Here is a 21,534-nt window from a genome sequence, read left to right on the forward strand (position 1 = left end):
AACCAACCTTTCTCGATATTGAGAAAGGTAGCAGACATGAGACCATTGGGTCATGGACTCCCTCGAGCTGCTCGCACATCCGGTGCGATTGCGCATCGTGCACGCCATGTCCGGCGGACGTTCCCGGACCACGGCGCAGCTGTGCTCCCGGCTGCGCGATGTCTCGAAGGCGACGGTGTACCGCCACGTCGAGATACTCGCCGGCGCCGGTGTTCTCGAACTCGCCGGCGAACAGCGGGTGCGCGGCGCGGTGGAGCGGACCTACCGGTTGCGCCGCGAGCGCGCGGTCGTCGACCCGGCGGCGGTGGCTTCGGCCGGGCCCGCGGATCACCGCGGGATCTTCGCCGCCGCCATGGCCGTACTGCTCGCGGAGTTCAACACCTACCTCGACAGCGAGGACGCCGACCCCGGTGCCGACCTGGTCGGGTACCGCCAGCACATGCTCTGGCTCGCTCCCGCGGAGGCCGCGGCGCTCATCGAGGATCTGCGCGCGGTAATTGTTCCGCGCCTGCGGAACTCGCCGACTCCGGAGCGCGCGCAGTATCTGCTGAGTCCGATTCTTTTCCCGGCCGGGCGGACTGAGACGGATTCGGGGGAGAACGCCGGGCCGGATGACCGGTCTTCCCCGGACCGGTGATCCGGAGCCGGTATCCGGTACCCGATACGGGGAAGGGCATTACGCTGCCAGCATGCGCAAGCTCGGGGTGTTGTTCCTGGTTCTGTTCGGATCGGCGTTGCTGACCGGTTGTGGTGACGATTCCGGTTCGACATCGGCGCCGTCGCCGGCGCTGGACGGGTCCGCCCCGGCTCCGGCCGCGACCCCGGGATTCCGGACCCAGAACGGCCCGGCCCGGGAACAGGCACCCACCCAGCAGGTTCCCGATACCGGCGACACCACCGAGCGCAAGGAGGTCCTCACCGGTTCGGTGGACCTCACCGCCGCCGATCCGATCGCGGCCGCGCAAACCCTCGCCGATCGGGTGGCCGGGGTGGACGGCCGTATCGACCAGCGCACCGAGAATCCGGGCACGGAAGGGACCCGGCCCCGCGCCAACCTCGTGATCCGGATACCGGCGGAAGAGACCGATCCCTTCATCGAGGGTCTCGGCGATCTGGGCGAGGTCACCGAGATCAGCACCAACCGTGACGACGTCACCCTGCGGTGGCAGGACCTCGAGGCCCGGATCGGCGCGCTGCGCGCCTCGGTCGACCGCCTGCGTGACCTGATGGCCCGGGCCGCCAACACCGCCGATCTCATCGCCGCCGAGGAGGCGCTGGCCACCCGCCAGGCCGAACTCGACAGCCTCACCGGTCAGCAGCGCTACCTCGACGATCAGATCTCGCTCTCCACGTTGACCATCGAGATCACCAGCGAAGCCCAGAAAACCGGTGAGACCGGCCCGTCCAATTTCTGGGACGGTGTGGTGGACGGCTGGAACTCGCTGGTCGACTGGTTGAAGGACGCCGTGGTGTGGGTGGGCCAGGCTCTGCCGTGGCTCGGTTTCCTCGCCGTGGTCGGCGGGATCGTCGCGGTGGTGACGCGCCTGTTCGGCCGCCGCAAGCCCGCGCCCGTCCGGCCCGTGGACGGCCCTGCGCCGGCACCGGCGCGATCCGCCGGCGAATCCGCCGCGGACAGCGATGAGCCGGGCAAGGGAGACCGCCCGGCGGGCGACTAGGGCAGCCGGATGCCGTCCACGGTCCGCGCGACGATCACCCCGAACAGCCGCAAGGGCCCGCTCGTCGACACGCTTCCGGACGGCACCCTGCGGTTGTGGGTGCGGGCTCCGGCGGTCGAGGGTAAGGCCAACCGTGCCGCGGCCGAATTACTCGCCGCGCATTTCGGTGTTCCGAAGAGCGCGGTCCGGCTCACGGCCGGGGCCACCGCGCGGTACAAGCGATTCGAAATAGCCGACTGAGCCGGTATCAGACCGCGCCCGGGAAACCGTGCTGGCGCCACGCCTCGTACACCGCGACCGCCGCCGCGTTGGCGAGGTTCATGGACCGCCGCCCCGGCAGCATCGGAATCCGTAATTCGGCGGTGAGGTGGTCGTCGGCGAGTACCTCCGGAGGCAGCCCGGATGGTTCGGCACCGAACAACAGCACATCACCGGGTTCGTAGGTGATCGCGGTGAAGGGGGTGGTGGCCCGGGTGGTGAACGCGAACACCCGCTCCGGCCGCAGCCGCTCCCACGCGGTCGCCAGATCGGGGTGCACGGTCACCGAGGCCAGGTCGTGGTAATCCAGCCCCGCCCGCCGCAGCTTCGCCTCCGACATATCGAACCCGAGTGGTTCGATCAGGTGCAGTTCGCTGCCCGTCCCGGCGGCGATCCGGATGGCGTTGCCGGTGTTGCCCGGAATACGGGGCTCGTGGAACATCAGCTTGAACACAGCAGGTCAGCTTGTCACGGGGCGGACGGAAGGCTCGGAAGGGGTGGCGCCACGGCTTCCCGGCGGGCGGTGGGAACCGTTGTACCGGTTGCCGAGCGGGTGCCTTCACGAAATGGCAGCCCCGGACCGTCCCGTCACCGTCGACCGGACTTTCGTATCGCGCCGCGGAGTACGCCCCGGTGGCGCAGACCTGACCGGTCGCGTCTGGAACAATCGCCTCCGTGACCGACGCCGAGACCCTGACCGACGAAGCTCCCGGCACCGGCGACCGCTGGGCCCGGTTCCTGCGCTGCCATCTGCCGATGGTCGTGGTGGTGCTGGTGATCCTGGTCGCCGTGGTCTTCGTCGCTCAGGACCGCTGGCGTCGCGGGGCCTTCTTCTTCGGCGGCGCGACGCTGATCGCCGCCGCCTTCCGGCTGTGCCTGCCGACCGCCCGGGTGGGCCTGCTGGCCGTGCGCAGCCGTCCGTTCGATGTGGGGGCGCTGACGCTGCTCGGCAGCTCCATCGTCTTCCTGGCCGCCACCATCAACACTCTCGGCGTGGGATAGCTCGCGGTCAGCGGGGAGTCCGGGCCAGGTTCATCGTCTGGACCAGGAGTTTTCCGATGGCCGCCGCTTCGGTGAGGAATCCGTCGTGGCCGTCGCGGGAGGCGATGACCTCGAAATGGCGGCACCCGGCCAGACCTTCGGCCAGTTCCCGCTGGGTGTGCAGCGGGTAGAGCCGGTCGGAGTCGATACCGCCGACGATGCAGGGCACCTCGGCGGTGGCCATCGCCGCGTCGATACCGCCCCGCCCGCGGCCGATATCGTGCCGGTTCATCGCTTCGCTGAGCAGCACATAGGTGGCCGGATCGAATCGTTTGCCCAGTTTCTCGGCCTGGTATTCGAGGTAGCTCTGTACCGCGTAGCGGCCGCCGTCCCAGGGGTCCTCGCCCTGCTGCGGGCTGTTGCCGAAGCGGCTGTCCAGTTCGACCTCGGTGCGGTAGGTCAGATGCGCGATCCGCCGTGCGATTCCCATTCCCGTTCTCGGTGCGCGACCGGTGCCGTGGTAATCCCCGCCCTGCCAGTCGGGGTCACCGGTGATCGCGGCGATCTGGGTGGTCTGGGTGCCGATCTGGTCGGCGGTGGCCCGTGCCCCGACCGCGAGGACCAGAGCGGCGGCCAGACGATCCGGTGCGCCGAGCATCCACTCCAGGACGCGCATACCGCCCATCGAGCCGCCGACCGCGGCGGCCAGTCGTTCGATACCGAGGAGGTCGAAGAGCCGGAACTCGGCGGCGACCTGGTCGCGGATGGAGATCTCCGGGAACCGCGAGCCCCAGGGCGCGCCGTCCGGGGCGGCGGAGGCGGGCCCGGTGCTGCCCTGGCAGCCGCCGAGCACATTGGTCGCGACCACACACCATTCGTCGGTATCGATCGGCGCTCCCGGTCCGACCATCCCGTTCCACCATCCGGGTGACGGGTGCTCGGCGTCCGGTTCGCCCACCACATGGGAGTCGCCGGTCAGCGCGTGCTCGATCAGCACCACATTGTCGCGCGCCGGGGACAGCTCGCCCCAGCGTTGGACGGTCAGCCGGATATCCGGCAGGTGTGCCCCGTTCTCCAGCGTCAGATCACCGATCGAAATGAGGCCGGGTGTGCCGTCGGGCGGCGGCAGCTGCGCCACGGGACGGGCCGTAATCCGTTCGGTACCCACAGTCACGCGACTGCTTCCGTGCGCTGGGCCACCTCTCGCGGCGATACCCGATGTGTATCAACGACAGCTCGGAGGTCGGTGACGACTCGGTGGTCGGTCGGGGCCCGCCCGGTTCTGGAGCGACCAGAGGGAGGGAGCGCAGCGACCGACCGGCGGGAGTGAAGAACCGGGTTGATAGGGCCCCGACCCCGCGGCGCCGAAGGCGACGCCAAAATTACAGTCATATCGTGCTCCAGAAAATAGGGGGTTGCTCGCCGAGATACCGGAGTGTCACGATCGACGTGACCGGCACCGGGACATAACGGCGGCCTCCTTGATGTGCGCTTGCTTCCGGCTTTCGGAAGCCCGGTCATCACCCGGAGCACCCCACCGCAGCAGGAGGGTTGCCGGCCAGCGAGCCGGGGCTTGGCGCTGGCGCTCATGACCTGCTCAACATGGTAGCGGGGCGTTCGAGGGGATCGAAATCGGCATCGGGGCGTACCCGGTAATCTTGTGGCACGACTCACCCTGTGACATCTCACGGCCGGGGCTGGCTGCACCGTGCGGACAGCACAAGCAGTACGCTCGTCTTGGTTACACCAGACGTCTCGTGGACAACGCGGGATGTATACGTTGTCTGTTGAACAGCTGGGGTCCGCTCACAAGCGTGTTCGCCTGGCCGTCCAATGAGGGCACCAGTCTTAGGAGGACACGAAGATCCATGTCCAAGATCAAGGTTGAAGGCACCGTCGTCGAACTCGACGGCGACGAGATGACCCGGATCATCTGGCAGTTCATCAAGGACAAGCTGATCCACCCGTACCTCGACCTGAACCTCGAGTACTACGACCTCGGCATCGAGTACCGCGACAAGACCGACGACCAGGTCACCGTCGACGCCGCCAATGCCATCAAAGAGCACGGTGTGGGCGTCAAATGCGCGACGATCACTCCGGACGAGGCCCGTGTCGAGGAATTCGGTCTCAAGAAGATGTGGCGTTCGCCCAACGGCACCATCCGCAACATCCTCGGTGGCACCATCTTCCGTGCCCCGATCATCATCTCCAACGTTCCGCGTCTGGTCCCCGGCTGGACCAAGCCGATCATCATCGGCCGCCACGCTTTCGGCGACCAGTATCGCGCCACCGACTTCAAGGCCTTCCAGGCCGGCACCGTCACCCTCACCTTCACCCCCGAGGACGGCAGTGAGCCGATCGTGCACGAGGTCGTGAAGATGCCCGAGGACGGCGGCGTCGTCATGGGTATGTACAACTTCAAGAAGTCCATCGAGGATTTCGCGCGGGCCTCGTTCAACTACGGCCTGCAGCAGAACTACCCCGTGTACATGTCCACGAAGAACACCATCCTCAAGGCATACGACGGCATGTTCAAGGACACCTTCCAGGAGGTGTTCGACGCCGAGTTCAAGAGCCAGTTCGAGGCGGCCGGGCTGACCTACGAGCACCGGCTGATCGACGATATGGTCGCGTCCTCCATGAAATGGGAGGGCGGCTACGTCTGGGCGTGCAAGAACTACGACGGCGATGTGCAGTCCGATACCGTCGCGCAGGGCTTCGGTTCGCTGGGTCTGATGACCTCGGTGCTGCTGACCCCGGACGGCCGGACCTGTGAGGCCGAGGCCGCGCACGGCACGGTCACCCGGCACTACCGTCAGCACCAGCAGGGCAAGCCGACCTCGACCAACCCGATCGCGTCGATCTTCGCCTGGACCCGCGGCCTCGAACACCGCGGCAAGCTGGACAACACCCCCGAGGTGATCGGCTTCGCGCAGACCCTCGAGGACGTGGTCATCAAGACCGTCGAGGGCGGGCAGATGACCAAGGATCTCGCCGCGCTGGTGGGCGGGGACCAGGGCTACCTGAGCACCGAGGAGTTCCTCGCCGCCCTGGACGCGAACCTGGCGCGCGCGCTGCGCTGATCCACCCTCGCGCCGCCGTTACCGGGGGCCGGGATCTTCACGAACGCCATGCATGGCACAACGGGCTGTTGTCATGCATGGCGTTCTTGCGTCCGCGGGTATTCGCCCGGGCTGCCGAATGGCCGAGACCGGGCCCGCCGCCGCACGGTACGTCCGCCGATTCCGCCCCGACCGCGGTGTGGGCGCCGAAAGGCAGCGAAGGCGGCGCAAAACTGGCAGGGTGTCAACAAGGCGGGCGCAGTAGCGCGGCCGCTCGGTGGTTTACACCGTAATGCTGCTGGTGATACCGGAGGACGACGATGTTCGAATGGTCCGATACCGACCTGATGGTCCGCGACGCGGTGCGGACGTTCATCGATAAGGAAGTGCGCCCGAACCTGGACGCCCTGGACAGCGGCGAGATGCTGCCCTATCCGATCCTGCGCAAGCTGTACGCGGATTTCGGTATCGGTGCCATGGCCGAGGAAGCTCTGAACAAGCAGCTGGCGGCCAGGCAGGCGGCCGCCGAAGGTGCGGAGAAGCCGGCGGCGGGCAAGGAACCGTCCGAAGGCGGTTTCGATCAGCAGACGATGATGGCCGTGGTGACCGGTGAACTCTCCGGGGTCTGTATGGGGCTGTGCAGCTCCCTCGGGGTGAGTACCGGACTCGGCGGCGCCACCATCCTGTCCCGGGGCACACTCGCCCAGCAGCAGCGGTGGGTGCCCGATATCGTGAGCCTCCGCAAAATCGCCTGCTGGGCCATCACCGAACCCGATTCGGGCTCGGACGCGTTCGGCGGGATGAAGACCTCCGTGCGGCGCGACGGCGAGGACTACATCCTCAACGGCCAGAAAACCTTCATCACCAACGGTCCCTTCGCCGACACCCTGGTGGTGTACGCGAAACTGGACGAGGGCGACGGCACGCCGTCCCGCGATCGCAAGGTGCTCACCTTCGTGCTCGACAAGGGTATGGAGGGCCTCACCCAGGGCAAACCGTTCAAGAAGATGGGCCTGCACGCCTCCCCGACCGGCGAGCTGTTCTTCGACAACATCCGGCTCGGCCGGGATCGGCTGCTCGGTGAGACCGAAGAACACCGCGGCGGCGACGGACGGGAGAGCGCCAAATCGAGTTTCGTGGCCGAACGCGTCGGCATCGGATTCATGGCACTCGGCGTGATCAACGAATGCCTGCGCCTGTGCACCGATTACGCCCGCAACCGCACACTGTGGGGTCAGGAGATCGGCCGGTTCCAGCTGATCCAGCTCAAGCTGGCGAAGATGGAGGTCGCGCGGATCAATGTGCAGAACATGGTCTTCAACATCATCGAGCGCGGTAAGGCCGGTAAACCGCTCAGCCTGTCGGAGGCTTCGGCGGTGAAGCTGTATTCGTCGGAGGTCGCGACCGAGGTGGCGATGGAAGCGGTGCAGCTGTTCGGCGGCAACGGCTACATGTCGGAATACCGCGTCGAACAGCTGGCCCGCGACGCGAAATCCCTCATGATCTACGCCGGCAGCAACGAGATCCAGGTAACCCACGTAGCCAAGGGCCTCCTCGGTACTTAGGCTCTGTCGTCGTGGTGTCGAAGGAATGGGCCGTCACGATCGTCGAGCGGTACCTCGCCGAGCAGGCAGTGGAGCCCGGCGCGCCGACACTGGTGGTAACCGACGTCCGGCCGCACCGGCTGGGCTGGGTGGTCATCAGCCAGGGTGAGCGCTACCTGCGCACCCGGAAAGTCTCGGACATGCTGGTCGGCCTCGGCTACCTCCTGGTCGATGGTGTCGACGGCAGCATGCACAGTGTGCATGCTGCCGTCGATCTGGAGCACGGTGCGTGGATCGAGCACTATCTCGAGCAGGTTCGCGGGGTCGAGCCTGCTTCTCCGCTGCGAGCCCGGGTCGCGGAGCTGCTCGAGCGCGGGCAGCGCCTCGATGCGCTCAGGGTCGTGCGGGCCGCGGCACCCGAGCTCGGACTGCACGGAACCAAGGAGTACATCGAGGCCGTTGCGGCCGGGATGCCGGCTCCGGAACATGTGTGCGCGTATCTACCCCGGCCGGCGGCCGGGCTCCGCTCGCGTCGGGCATTGTCCGGGCCGAACCCCGAGCCGGTCGAGTGACGGCCGGGTCCGGCCATGCCGGGCAACCCGCCCTCGATGGGTGAGAAGTCGTGAGAAGTACTGGGGTGGACCGTGCACCGCGCTTGGGGACCACCCGGTTGTACTGGTGCTTCCCGACCCTGTGCCGCTGATGCCTACTCTCCTCCGGAGGCAGCTCGGTGAGCACGGGTGATGGGCATGTACGTGGGGGCGGCGTCCGTCATCAAGAACGTCCGGACCGTGGCGAGCACCGTATCGGCGTGCTCCATCAACAGCAGATGGCTGGCGTTGGGCAGTATCGCCAACTCGGCGGTGGGCAGCGCCCGGTACAGCGCTACGGTGTGGTCGAGTGTGACCAGATCGTCGTCGCCGGCGAGGACGAGGGTCCGGGCCGTCACCGCGCGCAGGTCGGCCGGGTCCGGCCCCGGCTCGGTTGCCGCCGCCGCCACGATCTTGCCGACGACTACCGGAAAGTGGTCCCGGCCGTCGGGTGACACCTCGGCGTAGGCATCGACGACAGCGGCCGGCATCTCGCCATCGGCCGTGGGCTTGAAAACCAGTCCGTCGAGGTCGTAGGTCGCGCTGATCAGGACCAGGCGCTCGACCAGATCAGGTCGGCGCATCGCCACCCGCAGCGCAACCGTACCGCCGGCGCTGTAGCCCACCAGCCCGGCCGGACCACCGACTACCTTCTCCAGGAATGCGATCGTGTCCTGCGCCATGAGCTCGATGGTGATGGGGCCGGGTGCATCCGGTGTGCGGCCGTGGCCGCGGCGGTCGGGCAGGTAGGTCTCGAACGTGTCGGCGAGCCGGTCGAGATTGCCGGCGAAGCAGCGGCTGTCTGTCAGCCCGCCGTGCAACAGCACCACCGGGTCCCCGGTTCCGCACTGGTCATACCACATGTGAACGATACTGGTCATGCCCTACATACGGGACGGCATCTCCAAAGTCATCGGCAGTTCGAACAACGTGAGCAGGGACGGCTCGAGATACGTCGTCGTGCTCGCGATCAGCCCGTCCCGGAAGTCCACGATGACCAGGCCCAGCGCTTGTCCGTCGCGGTACTGGGCGAATGCCGGTGATCCATTGGCCGCGGTGCGGACCAGCCGGTCCCCGGCACACGCACCGGCCGCGCCCAGCAGAGCGGCCCGGATTGCGTCCCGGCCGCTGAGCCACCAGGCGAACGGTGGCATCGACATGGTGGCGTCGTGGTGGAGTAGCGACACCAGGGCATCGATGTCGTAGGCGGTGAACGCCTCGACATACCGTTCGAGCAGGTCAGCGTCGACCTCGCCGTTCCCGTCCGGCCGAGGGCGCGCGGACATCGTGATACGAGCGCGCTGTAGCGCGCTGTTCACTGCTGCCGTACTGGTGCCGAGCAGCCCGGCCACCTCTGCCGCCGGCCAGCAGAGCACCTCACGCAAGATGAGGACCGCGCGCTGGCGTGGCGGCAGGGCTTGCAGGGCGGCGACGAACGCCAGCCGGATTCCCTCCCGGCCCACGGCGACCTCGGCCGGATCGCCCTCGGCAGGTAGCGCGAGCCGGTCGGGGACCGGCTGTACGAAGGTGGCCGCGGGCAACGGCGCACCGAGTGAACCCGAGGCGGGTGCCGACGGGCCGAGATCCATCGCAAGAGCGCGCCGCTGGACGCTACGGGCCATATCGAGGCAGACGTTGGTGGCGATCCGGTACAGCCAGGTGCGCAGCTGCGCTTTACTTTCGTCGAACCGGTCGGCGTTGTTCCAGGCGCGAAACAGAGTCTCCTGTACGGCATCCTCGGCCTCGCCCGAGGATGCGAGCATGCGGTAGCAGTAGCCGGTCAGTTCGACCCGGTACGCCTCCAAGCCCGCCTCGAATCCCACCAGCCCACATTAGTGGACTCTCGGCCGAGCGCCCCGGCGAGACGTGGCAGGGGACGCACCGGCTCGGCCACCCGGGAGTGGTCCCGGTCGTGTACGGGACCGGGTGGTTCGTGACGAAAGGAGTACGTTCTGCCGGGTGCGGCGGAGGCGGCGCCGACTACACGGCCCGCAGGTGGTCGCGGCTGGCGTAGATGTGTTCGGCGATCAGGTTCGCGATACGTTCCGGGGTTTCCAGCATCGGTACGTGTCCGGCCCGCCGCATCATGATGCGGTCCGCTGTGCCCGGTAGTTCGCGGAGGAACCGGCGCCCGTATATCCGTGCCGGGAGGATTCGGTCGGAATCGGCCAGGATCAGCCGGACCGGGGTCGTCAGGTCGGACATATCCGCGAGTGACGGGCCGCGCAGCGTCGCGGCGATGAGCGGGAGCAGCGCCGGGCAGTGCAGGCCGGCCAGGATCTGCGCCACGATGTCCTCGCGGGGGACGGCTCCGGTGTCTTTGACCAGTGCGTGCGCGACCGCGCTGCGCACGATCCGGCTCTCGGTCGGGAAATCGCCCAGTTGCCTGCCGATTTCGATGATCTGGTGCAGTGCCAGGAACTTGCCCGCGGCGACGAACTGCGCGGCGGACGGGGTTTTCCAGCCGCCTGCGGGTGCGATGGCGGTGAGGGTGCGGGCCCGCCCGCGGCGGGCCAGTTCGAACCCCACCCAGCCGCCGAGTGAGTTACCGGCGATATGGCAGGTGCGCCAGCCGAGTTCGTCGAGCTGGGCCTCGACCCGGTCGGCGAGGGTGCGGGCGGTGTAGCGGCGGTCGCCGAACTCCGTGCCGCCCCAGTGTCCGGCGAGGGCGGGGGCGAAGACTTCGCAGCGTGCCGCCAGCAGGTCCGCGGTGCGCTCCCAGCAGTGCGGGGAGAGCAGTACGCCGTGCAACAGCAGAAGGGGGGAGCCCGACCCGAGATGCAGGGCCTGGACCGGCCCGGGTGAGGTGGGTGCGGAGGTGCCTGACATCGGTGTCGTCACCCCTTCCTGGCAAGTAGCGGTGACCTGTCATTGTACGGTCGGTCGGTGCCTTACATCCTCTCCACCGTCAACGTCAACGGCGTCCGGGCCGCCGCCGGCAAGGGGCTGCTGGCCTGGCTGGCGCGCACCGAGGCCGATATCGTCTGCCTGCAGGAGACCCGCGCCGACGATTCCCAGATCGCCGCCGCGCTCGCCCCGGCGCTGGACCAGGGGTGGTATCTCGCGCACGCCGAGCCGGGGGCCAAGGGGCGGGCGGGGGTCGGGGTGCTGTCGCGGCGACCGCCTGGCCCGGTGCGGATCGGTGTCGAGCCGGACAGTGAGTTCGTGTCCACCGGCCGCTATATCGAGGTCGAGTTCGACGAGGTGACGGTTGCCAGCGTCTATGTGCACACCGGTGAATCGGAGACGCCGAAACAGGACGAGAAGTATCGTTTCCTCGATGAGCTGGCGGCCCGGATGTCCACCCGCACCGGTGCTTTCGTCATCGCGGGCGACTGGAACATCGCGCATACCGAACGTGACCTGAAGAACTGGAAGGGCAATCTGAAGAAATCGGGTTTCCTTCCCGCGGAACGGGCCTGGCTGGATCGGCAGCTGGCCGCAGGATACGTCGACGTGGTGCGTGAACTTCACCCGGAGGGGAATGGTCCGTTCAGCTGGTGGTCGTATCGTGGGCGCGCGTTCGACAACGACACCGGCTGGCGGATCGATTATCAGCTGGCGACGCCGGCGGCGGCCGAGCGGGCGAAACAAGCGGTGGTCGAACGGGCCGCGACCTACGCGGAGCGCTGGTCGGATCATGCTCCGGTGACTGTGCAGTATCGATGAAGGGGTAGCTCGTGCGGGCGAAAATTCTGAAGATCCTGTCGGCGGTGGGCGCCGCGGTGGTGGCGATCGTGGTCGCCGTGCTGAGTGCCCAGGCGGGGGACGGCGGGTCCGGCGCTCCGGTCGCGGCGGTATCGGCGACCACCACCGCTTCCGCTACGGGGAGCGCACCCTCCGGTGCGGCGACCGATGCTCCGGTCGCGTCGCAGGTGGCCGGGGTACCCGATCGCGCGTACGCGACCCTGGGGGAGATCGACGCCGGACGCTGGCCCGATTCGGCGGACGCGCCGGGTACCAAGGGCGGGGAGACGTTCCGGAACCGGGAGGGCCGACTGCCCGCCACCGACGACGCGGGTAAGCGGGTCGCCTATCAGGAGTGGGACGTGAACCCGAAGAAACCGGGGCAGTCCCGGGACGCCGAGCGAATCATCACCGGCAGCGACGGTTCCGCGTGGTACACCGGCGACCACTACGACACCTTCACGAGGATGCGCTGATGCCCGAGCCGGTCGCGCTGGCGGATTTCCTGAGTTTCTCCTACGACACCGGTCTGCGCGCTTCCGGCGGCCGCCACACCGCCCTCGGGTCGGCGGCGGTGGCCGCCGCCGAGTTCAGCGGTGTGCGTTATCAGGCGCCGGCGGATTTCCGGGTGCGTGAACTGCGCGGGAGCCGCATGCGCACGGTAGCGGCGCTGTTCGACGAGTGCGCGGCGGCGTTGCAGTTCCCCTACTACTTCCGGCCGAACAAGGATTCGTTCGACGAATGCCTGCTGAGCCTGGACGAGTCGCTGGGCGAGGCGGGCGGCTATGTGATCGCGATCCGCGACGCGGAACAGCTACTCGCCGATGCGCCGGGGGAACGGGAATGGTTCGCCTCGGTGGTCGAGGAGTGCGCGGATTTCTGGCCGTCGCGCGAGGTGGTTTTCCGGGTGATCCTCCAGGGCGCCCCGTCGGGCCTGACGGCGATACCGATCCGATTGTGAAATGGCGGCCCGCGCCACGGTGCGGCAGGACCGATGTCCGCGGAGGTCCACCGGTATCCCGGAGCCGGAGGTCGTGACCTCGGTTTACCCGTCGTCGGGTAGGAGGCGGAAGTAGCCGTAGTCGGTGAGTGGGCGCATGGCGCGGAAATCGCGCCGGTCCAGAGTCAATACCGCGTCGGTGTCGTATTCGGCGGCCAGCGCCACGTTCACCGCGTCGGCCAAGTCCAGTTCCAGGTCGTGATATCGCCGCTCGACCGCCCGAGCCGTCGTCAGAGTCTCCAGCCGGGCTTCCGGGATGTTAAACCGCATCCGATCTACCTGTGCGAAGAGGAAATTCATCAGTGAATCGCGCTGCGTGCGGCCGAATCGCTGCCCGGCGAGGTGGTCGACTTCGGTGAGCACGAGCTGTGAGATCACCACGAGGCCGGCCTGTTCGAGGTGCTTGCGGCAGTCGGTGTGTTCGACGGCATTGCGATCGGCTGCCGCGATGATGCCCGAGGTATCGGCGATAATGATCACCGGCGGCGGGCTCTGTCGGCCACGGTTCGTGTGACTTCCGCCTTGCCGGCCGGTGTACCCGGGCCGTCGAAGGACGGGAAGTCCAGGGGCTCGTTCCACACGCGGAGCTTCTGCGCCGCTCGATGGATGGCCTCTCGAATGATTTCCGCTTCGGAAACCCCCCGGCGGGTCGCCGCATCTTTGATGACGGCTAGGTCTTCGGGGTCGGCGTACACGTTCGTTCTCTTCAGGGACATGTACCTATGCTAGTACATACCTTGAACTGCTCTGATGTATGTGTTGCGTGGATCGGGTGCCGACAGGGCGGATGGCCGCGGTGGAGGCGGCGCTATGGCTCCGACCGGTCCTGATCGGCTCTGTGCGCGAAGTCCTCGCCCAGGAGGACGAAAACGTCTGTCGTGTAGTCGATGAGGGTTTCGCGGGAGATGTCCAGATCACCGCGGACCCAGCCGGTGAGGGTCTGGATCAGCCCGCCCACCAGGTAGGTGGCGCGGAAGTCGATCACCGGGTCGGGTGCGGGACCGTCGACGCCGTAGAACTCGATGCCCTCGCTGGCCACCAGGCGGGCGAAGGCCCGGATGGTTTCGGTGGTCCGCGCGCGGAGCGCCGGAGTTGCCATGGCCGCGACCATCGTGACCTCGGTCTTGCGGGGGTCGTCGGTGAGTAGGTGGATTCCGGCGGCGATGGCGGCACGTGCCTTGGCCCGGGAATCGTCACCGGCGCCGTGCAGGGCGGCGGCGATCACCAGCACCAGTTCTTCGGCGATTCCGTCGATCAGGGCGGTCAGCACATCGTCGCGGCTGGTGAAACTCTCGTAGTAGTAGCGCTCGTTGAGGCCCGCCTCCCCGCACATCCCGGTGACGGTCAGCTTGTCCAGACCCTGGGTACCGATGATCTCCAGCGCCGCGTCCAGTAGCGCGGATCGTCGCTGGGCTCGCCGTTCCTCCGCGGACAATCCGCCATAGGTGCGCTGCGCTGCCATTCCTCAATGATGAGGGGTTCGGTGCGCGCCGGCGCGCACGGGGGAGCCGGACGGGGGTGCGGGAGAATTGTGGTGGTGACTCTTGCCAGAATCCGGGCAACTGGGGGATGCTATTGCCAGATGCGCGTACGCGCAGCGCTCTATGGGGAGCCGAACCAGGAGGCTGAGATGGCCGTGGACACCGGATACTTTGCCGACGACTCGATGATCCGGCGGGTCATGCGCAAACGCGCGGTCGGACTGACCTACGGGCTGCGGGCCCTGGTCATCGGGGCGGTCAACCCGCTGCTGTACGTCGGGACCGCCGAATCGACCCAGCACCGGGATACGCCGTACACACGGCTGGCGCTCACCGGGAAACTCTTCGAGGCGGTGTTCTTCGGAACCCGTGAGGAAGCCGATCGGGCGCTGGAATTCACCGGCAAGAAGCACGCGAAGGTCGTGGGACGGTTACCGGAGGACGCCGGTGCCCACCATCCCGCGGGCTCGCCCTACTCCGCCTACGACCCGCATCTGAGCTTCATGACCATGGCGTTCACCTTCGAATCGGCCGAGGTCATGTACGACCTGCTGGTGCGCCGGCTCAGCGCCGGTGAGCGTGAGGATCTCTACCAGGACTATGTGCGCTGGGGGGAGTTGTTCGGAATGCCCCGCGACGCCGCGCCCGTGGACTATCCGGCGTTTCGCGCGTACTTCGACGCCTATCTGGCCTCGGACGAGCTCTTCCTCACCGACGAGGCACGTATGGTCGGCAACTATCTGTCCGGCCATACGGTGGCCTATCCACAGCGGCCGCCGGCGCAGCAGGTGAGCTCGGCGTACTACCTGCTGGTTCAGGGGAGTCTTCCGCCGCGGATCCGGCGGATGTACGGAATCGACTGGAAACGGACCGACGACATCGCCTACCGCGGGCTGGCGCGGTCGGTGCGCAACGCGCACGGTGTGCCGTCGATTCTGGTACCGCGGCAGGTCAAGACCGCGCTCAACGGGCCGAGCGCGCCCGTGTACCGGCTCATCACCGAACAGGAGCAGCGCCTCGCCAGGGAAGGTAAGCGCAGTATGCCGGGGATAGATCCGCGCACCTGGGTGCAGCGCAATTCGGCTTGATCCGCATGGGAAGATCGGGACATGTCCAGTCCTGCCCAGACCCCGGCCGCCGGGGAGCGTAAACAGCGGGTGCTCTCCGGTATCCAGCCGACCAGCGCATCGTTCCACCTCGGGAACTATCTCGGTGCACTCCAGTACTGGGTCACCATGCAGGACGACTACGACGCGCTGTACTTCATCCCGGATATGCACGCGATCACCGTCTCGCAGGACCCGAAGGAACTGCGCAAACGCACCCGGGCCGCGGCGGCGCAACTGCTGGCGCTGGGGATCGATCCGCAGCGATCCATTCTCTTCGTCCAATCCCAGGTGCCCGAGCACGCCGAGCTGACCTGGGTGCTGAACTGCCTCACCGGGTTCGGCGAGGCGAGCCGGATGACGCAGTTCAAGGACAAATCGGTGAAACAGGGCGCCGACAACACCACCGTGGGCCTGTTCACCTATCCGGTGCTGATGGCCGCCGATATCCTGCTGTACCGGCCGCATCAGGTACCGGTGGGTGAGGATCAGCGCCAGCATCTGGAGCTCACCCGCAATCTCGCCCAGCGGTTCAACACCCGGTTCAAGAAGACCTTCGTGGTACCGGAAGCCCATATCGTCAAGGGCACCGCGAAGATCTACGACCTGCAGGATCCCACCGCCAAGATGAGCAAGTCCGCCAGTTCGGACGCGGGGCTGATCAACCTTCTCGACGATCCCAAGGTGTCGGCGAAGAAGATCCGCTCGGCGGTCACCGATACCGAGCGTGAGATCCGCTACGACGTGGAGGCCAAACCGGGGGTCAGCAATCTGCTGGTGATCCTGTCCGCGCTCACCGAGACCCCGATCGTGACCCTGGAGAAGGACTACGCCGGCCGCGGGTACGGCGATCTGAAAGCCGACGTCGCCGACGCACTGACCGGATTTGTCACGCCGCTGCGTGCGAAAGTGGAAGAGTACATGGCGGATCAGGGTGAACTCGATCGCATTCTCGCCACCGGGGCCGAGCGTGCGCGCGAGATCGCCGGCAACACTCTCGCACAGGTCTACGACCGGGTGGGGTTCCTGCCCCGCTGAATTCCGGTTCGGCGTCGGTGCGCGTGGGCGATGAGGGGCGCGGACAGTGCAGGTGATCGACACAGTCAAGGACAGGATCCAGCGGACGATCGGGCAGCGGCCCTGGCTGGACCATCTGGTACGGGCCGTCGGCAGATATCAGAGCCAGCGCGGGGACTACTACGCGGCGGGAATCACGTATTTCACCGTGCTTTCCCTGTTTCCGCTGCTGATGATCGCTTTCGCCGTCGCGGGTTTCGTGCTCGCGGGCAACGCCGCGCTGCTCGACGAACTGCAGGCCAAGGTCGTCGAGAACATTCCCGGCGAAATGGGCGATCAGCTCAACGACCTGATCGATCAGGCCGTCGGCTCGCGCGGCGCGGTGGGTTTCCTGGGATTGCTCACCGGCCTGTATTCGGGACTGGGGTGGATGGCGAACCTGCGCGCGGCCCTCACCGAACAGTGGGAGCAGAAATCCGACGACGCGAACTGGTTCCGCAACAAACTGTCGGATCTGGGGGCGCTGTTCGGGCTCTTCCTGGCGCTGGCACTGTCGCTGGGGCTGTCGGTCGTGGCCTCGAGCCGGCTCGGGGTGCAACTGCTCGAATCGGCAGGCCTGCACGAGATGCCGGGCTCGCGGTGGTTGCTGTGGCTGCTGTCGACGGTGCTCGCACTGGTCGCGTCCTGGGCATTGTTCGCCTGGATCATCGCCCGCCTGCCCCGGGAACCGGTGACGCTGCGCAGCGCGGCGAAGGCCGCCGTGCTGGCCGCGCTGGGGTTCGAGGTGTTCAAGAACCTCGCCGGAATCTATCTGCGGTCGGTGCTGAGCAGCCCTGCGGGTGCGGCGTTCGGATCGATCATCGGCATCATGGTCTTCAGCTATGTGGTGTACCGGATCATTCTCTTCGCCACCGCCTGGGCGGCCACCGCGCGCGAGAACGAACAACTCGCTCCCGCCCCGCTGCCCGGACCCGCCGTCATCCGGCCGCGGATACAGGACACCGCTCGACCGGGCCTGCGCGGCGCGGCCGTGCTGTTCGGTGCGGGAGTGCTCGCCGCGACCGGTATCGGCCGGCTCCGGCGGCGCCGTTGAGAAGGCGGCGCCGCCGATGTGTTCGCTGCCGGCCGGCTCGTGCGGTCAGCGGCGGCGGGTGCGTACGTGCCAGGTACCGACCAGCAGAATCGGCACCAGGATCAGCCCACCGACCATGAGCGTCATCCAGAGCTCGTCGTACCGGCTTTCGGTACGGGGCTGGGCCGAATACGCGATCGCGTTCTCCGGCGGGCCGGCGAGCTCCGGTGCGGTGGAAGCGGATTCCGCTTCGTCGCCGGGGATATCACCGACCTTCGCCGACGGGCCGAGGGCGAAACCGTAGTCGAGGAGGCGGGCGGCCTGCTCCCAGGGTCGGATCGGCAGCACATCGGCCTGCAGCAGGGTCACCGCGAGGCGGCGCCCGTTCCGTTCGGCGGCGGCCACGAAGGTCTGCCGGGCGTCATCGGTGAAACCTGTCTTCCCGCCGAGCGCGCCCGGATAGTTGTAGAGCAGGCCGTTGTCGTTGGCGATCGGGAAACCGGGATGGTCCTGGTCGCCGGGGATTCGCGGATCCGCCGGGAAACCGGGGAAGTCGAACTGTTCGGTGCCGATCATCTCCGCGAACAGCGGAATGGACATGGCCTCCCGGAACAGCAGCGACAGATCGTAGGCCGAGGTGCTCATCCCGGGACCGTCCAGTCCCGAAGGAGTCGCCGCACGGGTGTCGCGGGCGTACAGCGACTGCGCGAGACTGTTCATTTTCGCGACCGTGGCCTCGTCGCCGCCGAGCTGGGCGGCGATCGCGTGGGCCGCGTCGTTGCCCGACGCCATGACCAGCGCGTGCAGCAGCTGGCGGTTGCTGTAGCGGCCACCCGGGCCGATCCCGACCCGGGTGCCCTCCACATCGGCGTCGGCCTGCGTGCCCACGACGACCGTGTCCAGGTCCAGAGTGCGCAGCGCGATGGTCGCCAGCAGCACCTTGATCGTGCTGGCGGGCCGGTAGCGGCCGTGCGGATCCTTGGCGGCGACCACCGCGCCGGTATCGAGATCCGACACCATCCACGCGGTCGCCGAGATATCCGGCGGTACGGCGGGTGCGCCGGTCGGCAGGACCACACCGCATTCGCCCAGGCGTTTGCCGCCGATCGGGGAATCCGGGACGGGCAGCGCGGTGGGTGTCGGCTCGCCGGGCGCGGGGACCTCGGAGGTGTCGATCGCGGCCGGCGGCCGGTCCCGGTGCGGGCAGGTATCGGTGACCGGTGTGGCGAACGGGGTGATCGTGGGCGGTGGGGGCTGCGCGATCGCAGGCCCGCATACGGTGATCGGTCCGGCCGCGCATACCGCGGCGGCGAGCACCGAGCCGAGACGACGGGCGGTGCGGTGGTGTAGCTCCCTGATGTACATCGCCGACGAGCCTAGAATCCCGGTGCCGCGGATGTCGGGTACGGGCCTCCCGACGGCGAGTACACAACCGGTGTCGCGCCGGATCCGGGCAGGTGGGCGGCGTGCCGGTCAGCCCAGCAGGACCGCGTAACCCGGTTTGATGATGTCGTCGATGATCCGCAACCGCTCCGGGAACGGGATGAACGCCGATTTCATCGCGTTGATGGTGAACCGTTCCAGATCGCTCCAGCCGTACCCGAACACCTGGTGCAGCTTGAGCATCTCCCGGCTCATGGACGTATCGCTCATCAGCCGGTTGTCGGTATTGACGGTGACCCGGAACCGCAGCCGGGCCAGTAGGTCGAACGGATGTTTGTCCAGTGCGGGCACGGCACCGGTCTGCACATTCGACGAGGGACACAGTTCCAGCGGGACCCGGGTATCGCGGACGAACCCGGCCAGCCGGCCCAGCCGGGCTTCCTCGATCGTGCCGCGGACCTCGATATCGTCGACGATCCGCACACCGTGGCCGAGCCGCTCGCAGCCGCAGAAGGCCAGCGCCTCGTGGATGGACGGCAACCCGAAAGCCTCACCGGCGTGGATGGTGAAATGCGCGTTGTTGACCCGCATGTACTCGAAGGCGTCGAGGTGGCGCGACGGCGGATAGCCGGCCTCCGCGCCGGCGATATCGAACCCGCACACCCCGCGATCCCGGAACCGCACCGCCAGTTCCGCGATCTCCCGCGACCGGGCGGCATGGCGCATGGCGGTCAGCAGGCAGCCCACCACGATGGGCCGCCCGGCCGCCGCGGCCTCCGCCGCACCGGCGGCGAACCCGGCCAGCACGTGCTCGACCACTTCGTCGAGGGTCAGGTCCTGTTCCAGATGCTGTTCGGGCGCGAACCGCACCTCCGCGTACACCACCCCGTCGGCGGCGAGATCCTCGACGCATTCCCGGGCCACCCGGTGCAGGCCCTCCGGGGTCTGCATGACGGCGACGGTATGGGTGAAGGTCTCCAGATAGCGTTCCAGCGATCCGCTGTCGGCGGCCTCGCGGAACCACCGGGCCAGCGCTTCGGCGTCCTGGGCGGGCAGTTGGTCGTACCCGCATTCGCCGGCCAGTTCCAGTACCGTGGCGGGCCGCAGACCGCCGTCGAGATGATCGTGCAGCAGAGCCTTGGGGGCTCGGCGCAGCGAGGCGAGGTCCAGCGGCATCGGTCCGGTCATGTTCCGACGGTATCGCCGATCATCCGGCCGGTCAGCCGGACGCTCCGAATCAGCGCGCCTCTTCGGTCACCGCTCATCTCGAGTTCACCCGGCCTCGGCTCGGCGGTTGCGGCCCGGACAACCGGCGCGGTGCGTGTTCCGCGGACCGTTCGGATCCGATCGGGCTGTCCGGGAGATGGTCAGGGGCGGTCTACGGCGACCCGTTCGAGAATCAGCGGTCCCCGGGCGCCGTGCTCGCCGGCTTCCTCCGCGACGGTGATCGCCTCCGCCAGCGCGTGCCGGGCCCGGTCGAAGGTTTCCGGTGTATCGGTGTGCAGGGAAAGCAGCGGCTGCCCGGCCGTGACCCGGTCACCCGGTACGGCGTGCAGGCGCACCCCGGCTCCGGCCTGCACCGGGGCGCCCTGGCGGGTCCGGCCGGCACCCAGCCGCCACGCGGCGATCCCTACCGCCAGGGCGTCCAGGCGGGTCAGGACACCGGTGGCCGGGGCGGGCAGATGGTCGATATGGGCGGCGGTGGGCAGCGGCGCAGCCGGGTCGCCGCCTTGGGCCCGGACCATCGTGCGCCAGTGATCCATCGCCCGCCCGTCGGCGAGCGCGTCGGCGGGATCGGTGTCCAGACCGGCCAGCGCGACCATTTCCCGGGCCAGCGCCAGCGTCAGCTCCACCACATCGGCCGGACCTCCGCCGGCCAGCACCTCCACCGCTTCCCCGACCTCGAGCGCGTTGCCGGCGGTCCGGCCGAGGGGAGTGTCCATCGCGGTCAGCAGAGCGACGGTGTCGACGCCCGCGTCGGTGCCCAGTTCCACCATGGTGGTGGCCAGCGCATGGGCTTCGTCGCGGGTGCGCATGAAGGCGCCCGAGCCGACCTTCACGTCGAGCACCAGCGCGGCGGTGCCGGCGGCGATCTTCTTGCTCATGATCGAACTCGCGATCAGCGGAATGGATTCGACGGTGCCCGTGGTGTCGCGCAGGGCGTAGAGGCGTTTATCGGCGGGTGCGAGATCGGCGCCCGCGGCACAGATGACCGCGCCCCCGGCGGGGTCGGCGAGGATCTCGCGCATCCGGCCGACGCCGATATCGGCCTGCCAGCCGGGTATCGATTCCAGTTTGTCCAGGGTGCCGCCGGTATAACCGAGACCGCGCCCCGACAGTTGCGGTACCGCCGCGCCGCACGCGGCGACCAGCGGCGCCAGCGGGAGGGTGATCTTGTCGCCGACACCGCCGGTGGAATGTTTGTCCACGGTGGGCCGGGGCAGGCCGGTGAAATCCAGCCGGCGACCGGTTTCGATCATGGCGTGCGTCCAGCGCGCGGTCTCCCGCCGGTCCATCCCGCGCAGCACGATCGCCATGGCCAGCGCCGACATCTGCTCGTCGGCCATCTCGCCGTGGGTGAAAGCGTTTACGGCCCAGTCGATCTGCTCGTCGGACAGGGACGCGCCGTCCCGCTTGGCCCGGATGATCGATATCGCGTCGTGTGCTGCCACTG

24 protein-coding genes and 1 riboswitch are annotated in these 21,534 nt (G+C 68.0%); of the genes, 13 read left to right on the forward strand and 11 right to left on the reverse strand.

What is annotated here, in order from left to right:
- Positions 1–52: 52 nt before the first annotated feature.
- Genes AB0F41_RS08845 through AB0F41_RS08855 form a run of 3 tightly spaced genes read left to right on the forward strand, consistent with a single transcriptional unit; the run spans position 53 to position 1,916 of the window.
- A complete protein-coding gene (locus AB0F41_RS08845) occupies positions 53–637 on the forward strand; it encodes a helix-turn-helix domain-containing protein (RefSeq protein ID WP_357422187.1) in 585 nt (194 codons plus the stop codon).
- A gap of 52 nt (positions 638–689) precedes the next feature.
- A complete protein-coding gene (locus AB0F41_RS08850; protein ID WP_357422188.1) occupies positions 690–1,676 on the forward strand; it encodes a DUF4349 domain-containing protein in 987 nt (328 codons plus the stop codon).
- Positions 1,677–1,685: 9 nt separating this feature from the next.
- On the forward strand, positions 1,686–1,916 hold the full coding sequence (locus AB0F41_RS08855) for a DUF167 domain-containing protein (protein WP_357422189.1): 231 nt from the start codon (positions 1,686–1,688) through the stop codon (positions 1,914–1,916).
- A 7-nt stretch (positions 1,917–1,923) separates the two neighbouring features.
- Here AB0F41_RS08855 and AB0F41_RS08860 read toward each other — a convergent pair whose 3' ends face one another.
- Positions 1,924–2,388 carry a tRNA (cytidine(34)-2'-O)-methyltransferase gene (locus AB0F41_RS08860; RefSeq protein ID WP_357422190.1) on the reverse strand — a complete coding sequence of 155 codons (465 nt, stop codon included), beginning with the start codon at positions 2,386–2,388 and terminating at the stop codon, positions 1,924–1,926.
- A gap of 302 nt (positions 2,389–2,690) precedes the next feature.
- Between AB0F41_RS08860 and AB0F41_RS08865 the strand changes: the two genes are divergently transcribed.
- Positions 2,691–2,936: a DUF3017 domain-containing protein gene (locus AB0F41_RS08865; protein ID WP_357422240.1), complete on the forward strand. Its 246-nt coding sequence runs from the start codon at positions 2,691–2,693 to the stop codon at positions 2,934–2,936.
- A gap of 7 nt (positions 2,937–2,943) precedes the next feature.
- Here AB0F41_RS08865 and AB0F41_RS08870 read toward each other — a convergent pair whose 3' ends face one another.
- On the reverse strand, positions 2,944–4,089 hold the full coding sequence (locus AB0F41_RS08870) for a homoserine O-acetyltransferase (RefSeq protein ID WP_357422191.1): 1,146 nt from the start codon (positions 4,087–4,089) through the stop codon (positions 2,944–2,946).
- Positions 4,090–4,398: 309 nt separating this feature from the next.
- Positions 4,399–4,509, reverse strand: a riboswitch (SAM riboswitch).
- Between the two features lie 274 nt (positions 4,510–4,783).
- Here AB0F41_RS08870 and AB0F41_RS08875 point away from each other — a divergent pair.
- The 3 genes from AB0F41_RS08875 (at position 4,784) to AB0F41_RS08885 (ending at position 8,096) form a co-directional block, all read left to right on the forward strand.
- Positions 4,784–6,001: an NADP-dependent isocitrate dehydrogenase gene (locus AB0F41_RS08875; protein ID WP_357422192.1), complete on the forward strand. Its 1,218-nt coding sequence runs from the start codon at positions 4,784–4,786 to the stop codon at positions 5,999–6,001.
- A 299-nt stretch (positions 6,002–6,300) separates the two neighbouring features.
- On the forward strand, positions 6,301–7,545 hold the full coding sequence (locus AB0F41_RS08880) for an acyl-CoA dehydrogenase family protein (protein ID WP_357422193.1): 1,245 nt from the start codon (positions 6,301–6,303) through the stop codon (positions 7,543–7,545).
- Between the two features lie 11 nt (positions 7,546–7,556).
- Entirely contained in the window at positions 7,557–8,096 is a 540-nt protein-coding gene (locus AB0F41_RS08885) for a YrhB domain-containing protein (protein WP_357422194.1), read from the forward strand.
- Positions 8,097–8,230: 134 nt separating this feature from the next.
- On the opposite strand, the gene AB0F41_RS08890 is transcribed toward AB0F41_RS08885, so the two are convergent.
- The 3 genes from AB0F41_RS08890 to AB0F41_RS08900 form a co-directional block, all read right to left on the reverse strand.
- Complete coding sequence (locus AB0F41_RS08890; RefSeq protein WP_357422195.1) at positions 8,231–8,995, reverse strand: alpha/beta hydrolase; 765 nt, start codon at positions 8,993–8,995, stop codon at positions 8,231–8,233.
- A gap of 3 nt (positions 8,996–8,998) precedes the next feature.
- Positions 8,999–9,937, reverse strand: coding sequence for a sigma-70 family RNA polymerase sigma factor (locus AB0F41_RS08895; protein ID WP_357422196.1), 939 nt, complete (start codon positions 9,935–9,937; stop codon positions 8,999–9,001).
- A gap of 157 nt (positions 9,938–10,094) precedes the next feature.
- Positions 10,095–10,943, reverse strand: coding sequence for an alpha/beta fold hydrolase (locus tag AB0F41_RS08900; RefSeq protein WP_357422197.1), 849 nt, complete (start codon positions 10,941–10,943; stop codon positions 10,095–10,097).
- Positions 10,944–11,000: 57 nt separating this feature from the next.
- On the opposite strand from AB0F41_RS08900, the gene AB0F41_RS08905 reads away from it, so the two are divergent.
- From AB0F41_RS08905 to AB0F41_RS08915, 3 genes are read left to right on the forward strand one after another with little or no spacing between them, the layout of a single operon-like run.
- Entirely contained in the window at positions 11,001–11,783 is a 783-nt protein-coding gene (locus AB0F41_RS08905) for an exodeoxyribonuclease III (protein ID WP_357422198.1), read from the forward strand.
- Positions 11,784–11,794: 11 nt separating this feature from the next.
- Positions 11,795–12,277, forward strand: coding sequence for a ribonuclease domain-containing protein (locus tag AB0F41_RS08910; protein WP_357422199.1), 483 nt, complete (start codon positions 11,795–11,797; stop codon positions 12,275–12,277).
- A complete protein-coding gene (locus AB0F41_RS08915; protein WP_357422200.1) occupies positions 12,277–12,762 on the forward strand; it encodes a barstar family protein in 486 nt (161 codons plus the stop codon). Before AB0F41_RS08910 ends, AB0F41_RS08915 begins: the two co-directional genes overlap by 1 nt.
- Positions 12,763–12,846: 84 nt before the next feature.
- On the opposite strand, the gene AB0F41_RS08920 is transcribed toward AB0F41_RS08915, so the two are convergent.
- The 3 genes from AB0F41_RS08920 to AB0F41_RS08930 all read right to left on the reverse strand — a co-directional run bounded on the left by AB0F41_RS08920 (position 12,847) and on the right by AB0F41_RS08930 (position 14,263).
- Complete coding sequence (locus AB0F41_RS08920; protein WP_357422201.1) at positions 12,847–13,281, reverse strand: PIN domain-containing protein; 435 nt, start codon at positions 13,279–13,281, stop codon at positions 12,847–12,849.
- The gene (locus tag AB0F41_RS08925) at positions 13,278–13,517 is read right to left on the reverse strand and encodes a CopG family transcriptional regulator (protein WP_357422202.1); all 240 of its coding nucleotides are present in this window, start codon (positions 13,515–13,517) and stop codon (positions 13,278–13,280) included. Before AB0F41_RS08925 ends, AB0F41_RS08920 begins: the two co-directional genes overlap by 4 nt.
- Before the next feature lie 92 nt (positions 13,518–13,609).
- Positions 13,610–14,263: a TetR/AcrR family transcriptional regulator gene (locus tag AB0F41_RS08930; protein ID WP_357422203.1), complete on the reverse strand. Its 654-nt coding sequence runs from the start codon at positions 14,261–14,263 to the stop codon at positions 13,610–13,612.
- Between the two features lie 168 nt (positions 14,264–14,431).
- Between AB0F41_RS08930 and AB0F41_RS08935 the strand changes: the two genes are divergently transcribed.
- The 3 genes from AB0F41_RS08935 to yhjD are packed head-to-tail and all read left to right on the forward strand — an operon-like array spanning position 14,432 to position 17,498.
- Complete coding sequence (locus AB0F41_RS08935) at positions 14,432–15,370, forward strand: oxygenase MpaB family protein (protein ID WP_357422204.1); 939 nt, start codon at positions 14,432–14,434, stop codon at positions 15,368–15,370.
- Positions 15,371–15,391: 21 nt separating this feature from the next.
- On the forward strand, positions 15,392–16,426 hold the full coding sequence (gene trpS, locus AB0F41_RS08940) for a tryptophan--tRNA ligase (RefSeq protein ID WP_357422205.1): 1,035 nt from the start codon (positions 15,392–15,394) through the stop codon (positions 16,424–16,426).
- Positions 16,427–16,472: 46 nt separating this feature from the next.
- Positions 16,473–17,498: an inner membrane protein YhjD gene (gene yhjD, locus AB0F41_RS08945; protein WP_357422206.1), complete on the forward strand. Its 1,026-nt coding sequence runs from the start codon at positions 16,473–16,475 to the stop codon at positions 17,496–17,498.
- Between the two features lie 45 nt (positions 17,499–17,543).
- Here yhjD and AB0F41_RS08950 read toward each other — a convergent pair whose 3' ends face one another.
- The 3 genes from AB0F41_RS08950 to AB0F41_RS08960 form a co-directional block, all read right to left on the reverse strand.
- Positions 17,544–18,842 carry a serine hydrolase gene (locus tag AB0F41_RS08950; RefSeq protein ID WP_357422207.1) on the reverse strand — a complete coding sequence of 433 codons (1,299 nt, stop codon included), beginning with the start codon at positions 18,840–18,842 and terminating at the stop codon, positions 17,544–17,546.
- A 108-nt stretch (positions 18,843–18,950) separates the two neighbouring features.
- Positions 18,951–20,048 carry an adenosine deaminase gene (locus AB0F41_RS08955; RefSeq protein ID WP_357422208.1) on the reverse strand — a complete coding sequence of 366 codons (1,098 nt, stop codon included), beginning with the start codon at positions 20,046–20,048 and terminating at the stop codon, positions 18,951–18,953.
- A gap of 179 nt (positions 20,049–20,227) precedes the next feature.
- On the reverse strand, positions 20,228–21,532 hold the full coding sequence (locus tag AB0F41_RS08960) for a thymidine phosphorylase (protein WP_357422209.1): 1,305 nt from the start codon (positions 21,530–21,532) through the stop codon (positions 20,228–20,230).
- Positions 21,533–21,534 lie beyond the last annotated feature (2 nt).

This window comes from Nocardia sp. NPDC024068, from assembly GCF_040638875.1.
Classification (GTDB): Bacteria; Actinomycetota; Actinomycetes; order Mycobacteriales; family Mycobacteriaceae; genus Nocardia.

Bases quoted from the DNA above. Each gene is read 5' to 3' on its own strand.
- AB0F41_RS08880 (WP_357422193.1), top strand. From the start codon at position 6,301: ATGTTCGAATGGTCCGATACCGACCTGATGGTCCGCGACGCGGTGCGG.
- AB0F41_RS08950 (WP_357422207.1), bottom strand. From the start codon at position 18,842: ATGTACATCAGGGAGCTACACCACCGCACCGCCCGTCGTCTCGGCTCG.
- AB0F41_RS08900 (WP_357422197.1), bottom strand. From the start codon at position 10,943: ATGTCAGGCACCTCCGCACCCACCTCACCCGGGCCGGTCCAGGCCCTG.
- AB0F41_RS08875 (WP_357422192.1), top strand. From the start codon at position 4,784: ATGTCCAAGATCAAGGTTGAAGGCACCGTCGTCGAACTCGACGGCGAC.
- AB0F41_RS08890 (WP_357422195.1), bottom strand. From the start codon at position 8,995: ATGACCAGTATCGTTCACATGTGGTATGACCAGTGCGGAACCGGGGAC.
- AB0F41_RS08930 (WP_357422203.1), bottom strand. From the start codon at position 14,263: ATGGCAGCGCAGCGCACCTATGGCGGATTGTCCGCGGAGGAACGGCGA.
- AB0F41_RS08850 (WP_357422188.1), top strand. From the start codon at position 690: ATGCGCAAGCTCGGGGTGTTGTTCCTGGTTCTGTTCGGATCGGCGTTG.
- AB0F41_RS08845 (WP_357422187.1), top strand. From the start codon at position 53: ATGGACTCCCTCGAGCTGCTCGCACATCCGGTGCGATTGCGCATCGTG.
- trpS (WP_357422205.1), top strand. From the start codon at position 15,392: ATGTCCAGTCCTGCCCAGACCCCGGCCGCCGGGGAGCGTAAACAGCGG.
- AB0F41_RS08925 (WP_357422202.1), bottom strand. From the start codon at position 13,517: ATGTCCCTGAAGAGAACGAACGTGTACGCCGACCCCGAAGACCTAGCC.
- AB0F41_RS08915 (WP_357422200.1), top strand. From the start codon at position 12,277: ATGCCCGAGCCGGTCGCGCTGGCGGATTTCCTGAGTTTCTCCTACGAC.
- AB0F41_RS08955 (WP_357422208.1), bottom strand. From the start codon at position 20,048: ATGACCGGACCGATGCCGCTGGACCTCGCCTCGCTGCGCCGAGCCCCC.
- AB0F41_RS08855 (WP_357422189.1), top strand. From the start codon at position 1,686: ATGCCGTCCACGGTCCGCGCGACGATCACCCCGAACAGCCGCAAGGGC.
- AB0F41_RS08865 (WP_357422240.1), top strand. From the start codon at position 2,691: ATGGTCGTGGTGGTGCTGGTGATCCTGGTCGCCGTGGTCTTCGTCGCT.
- AB0F41_RS08935 (WP_357422204.1), top strand. From the start codon at position 14,432: ATGGCCGTGGACACCGGATACTTTGCCGACGACTCGATGATCCGGCGG.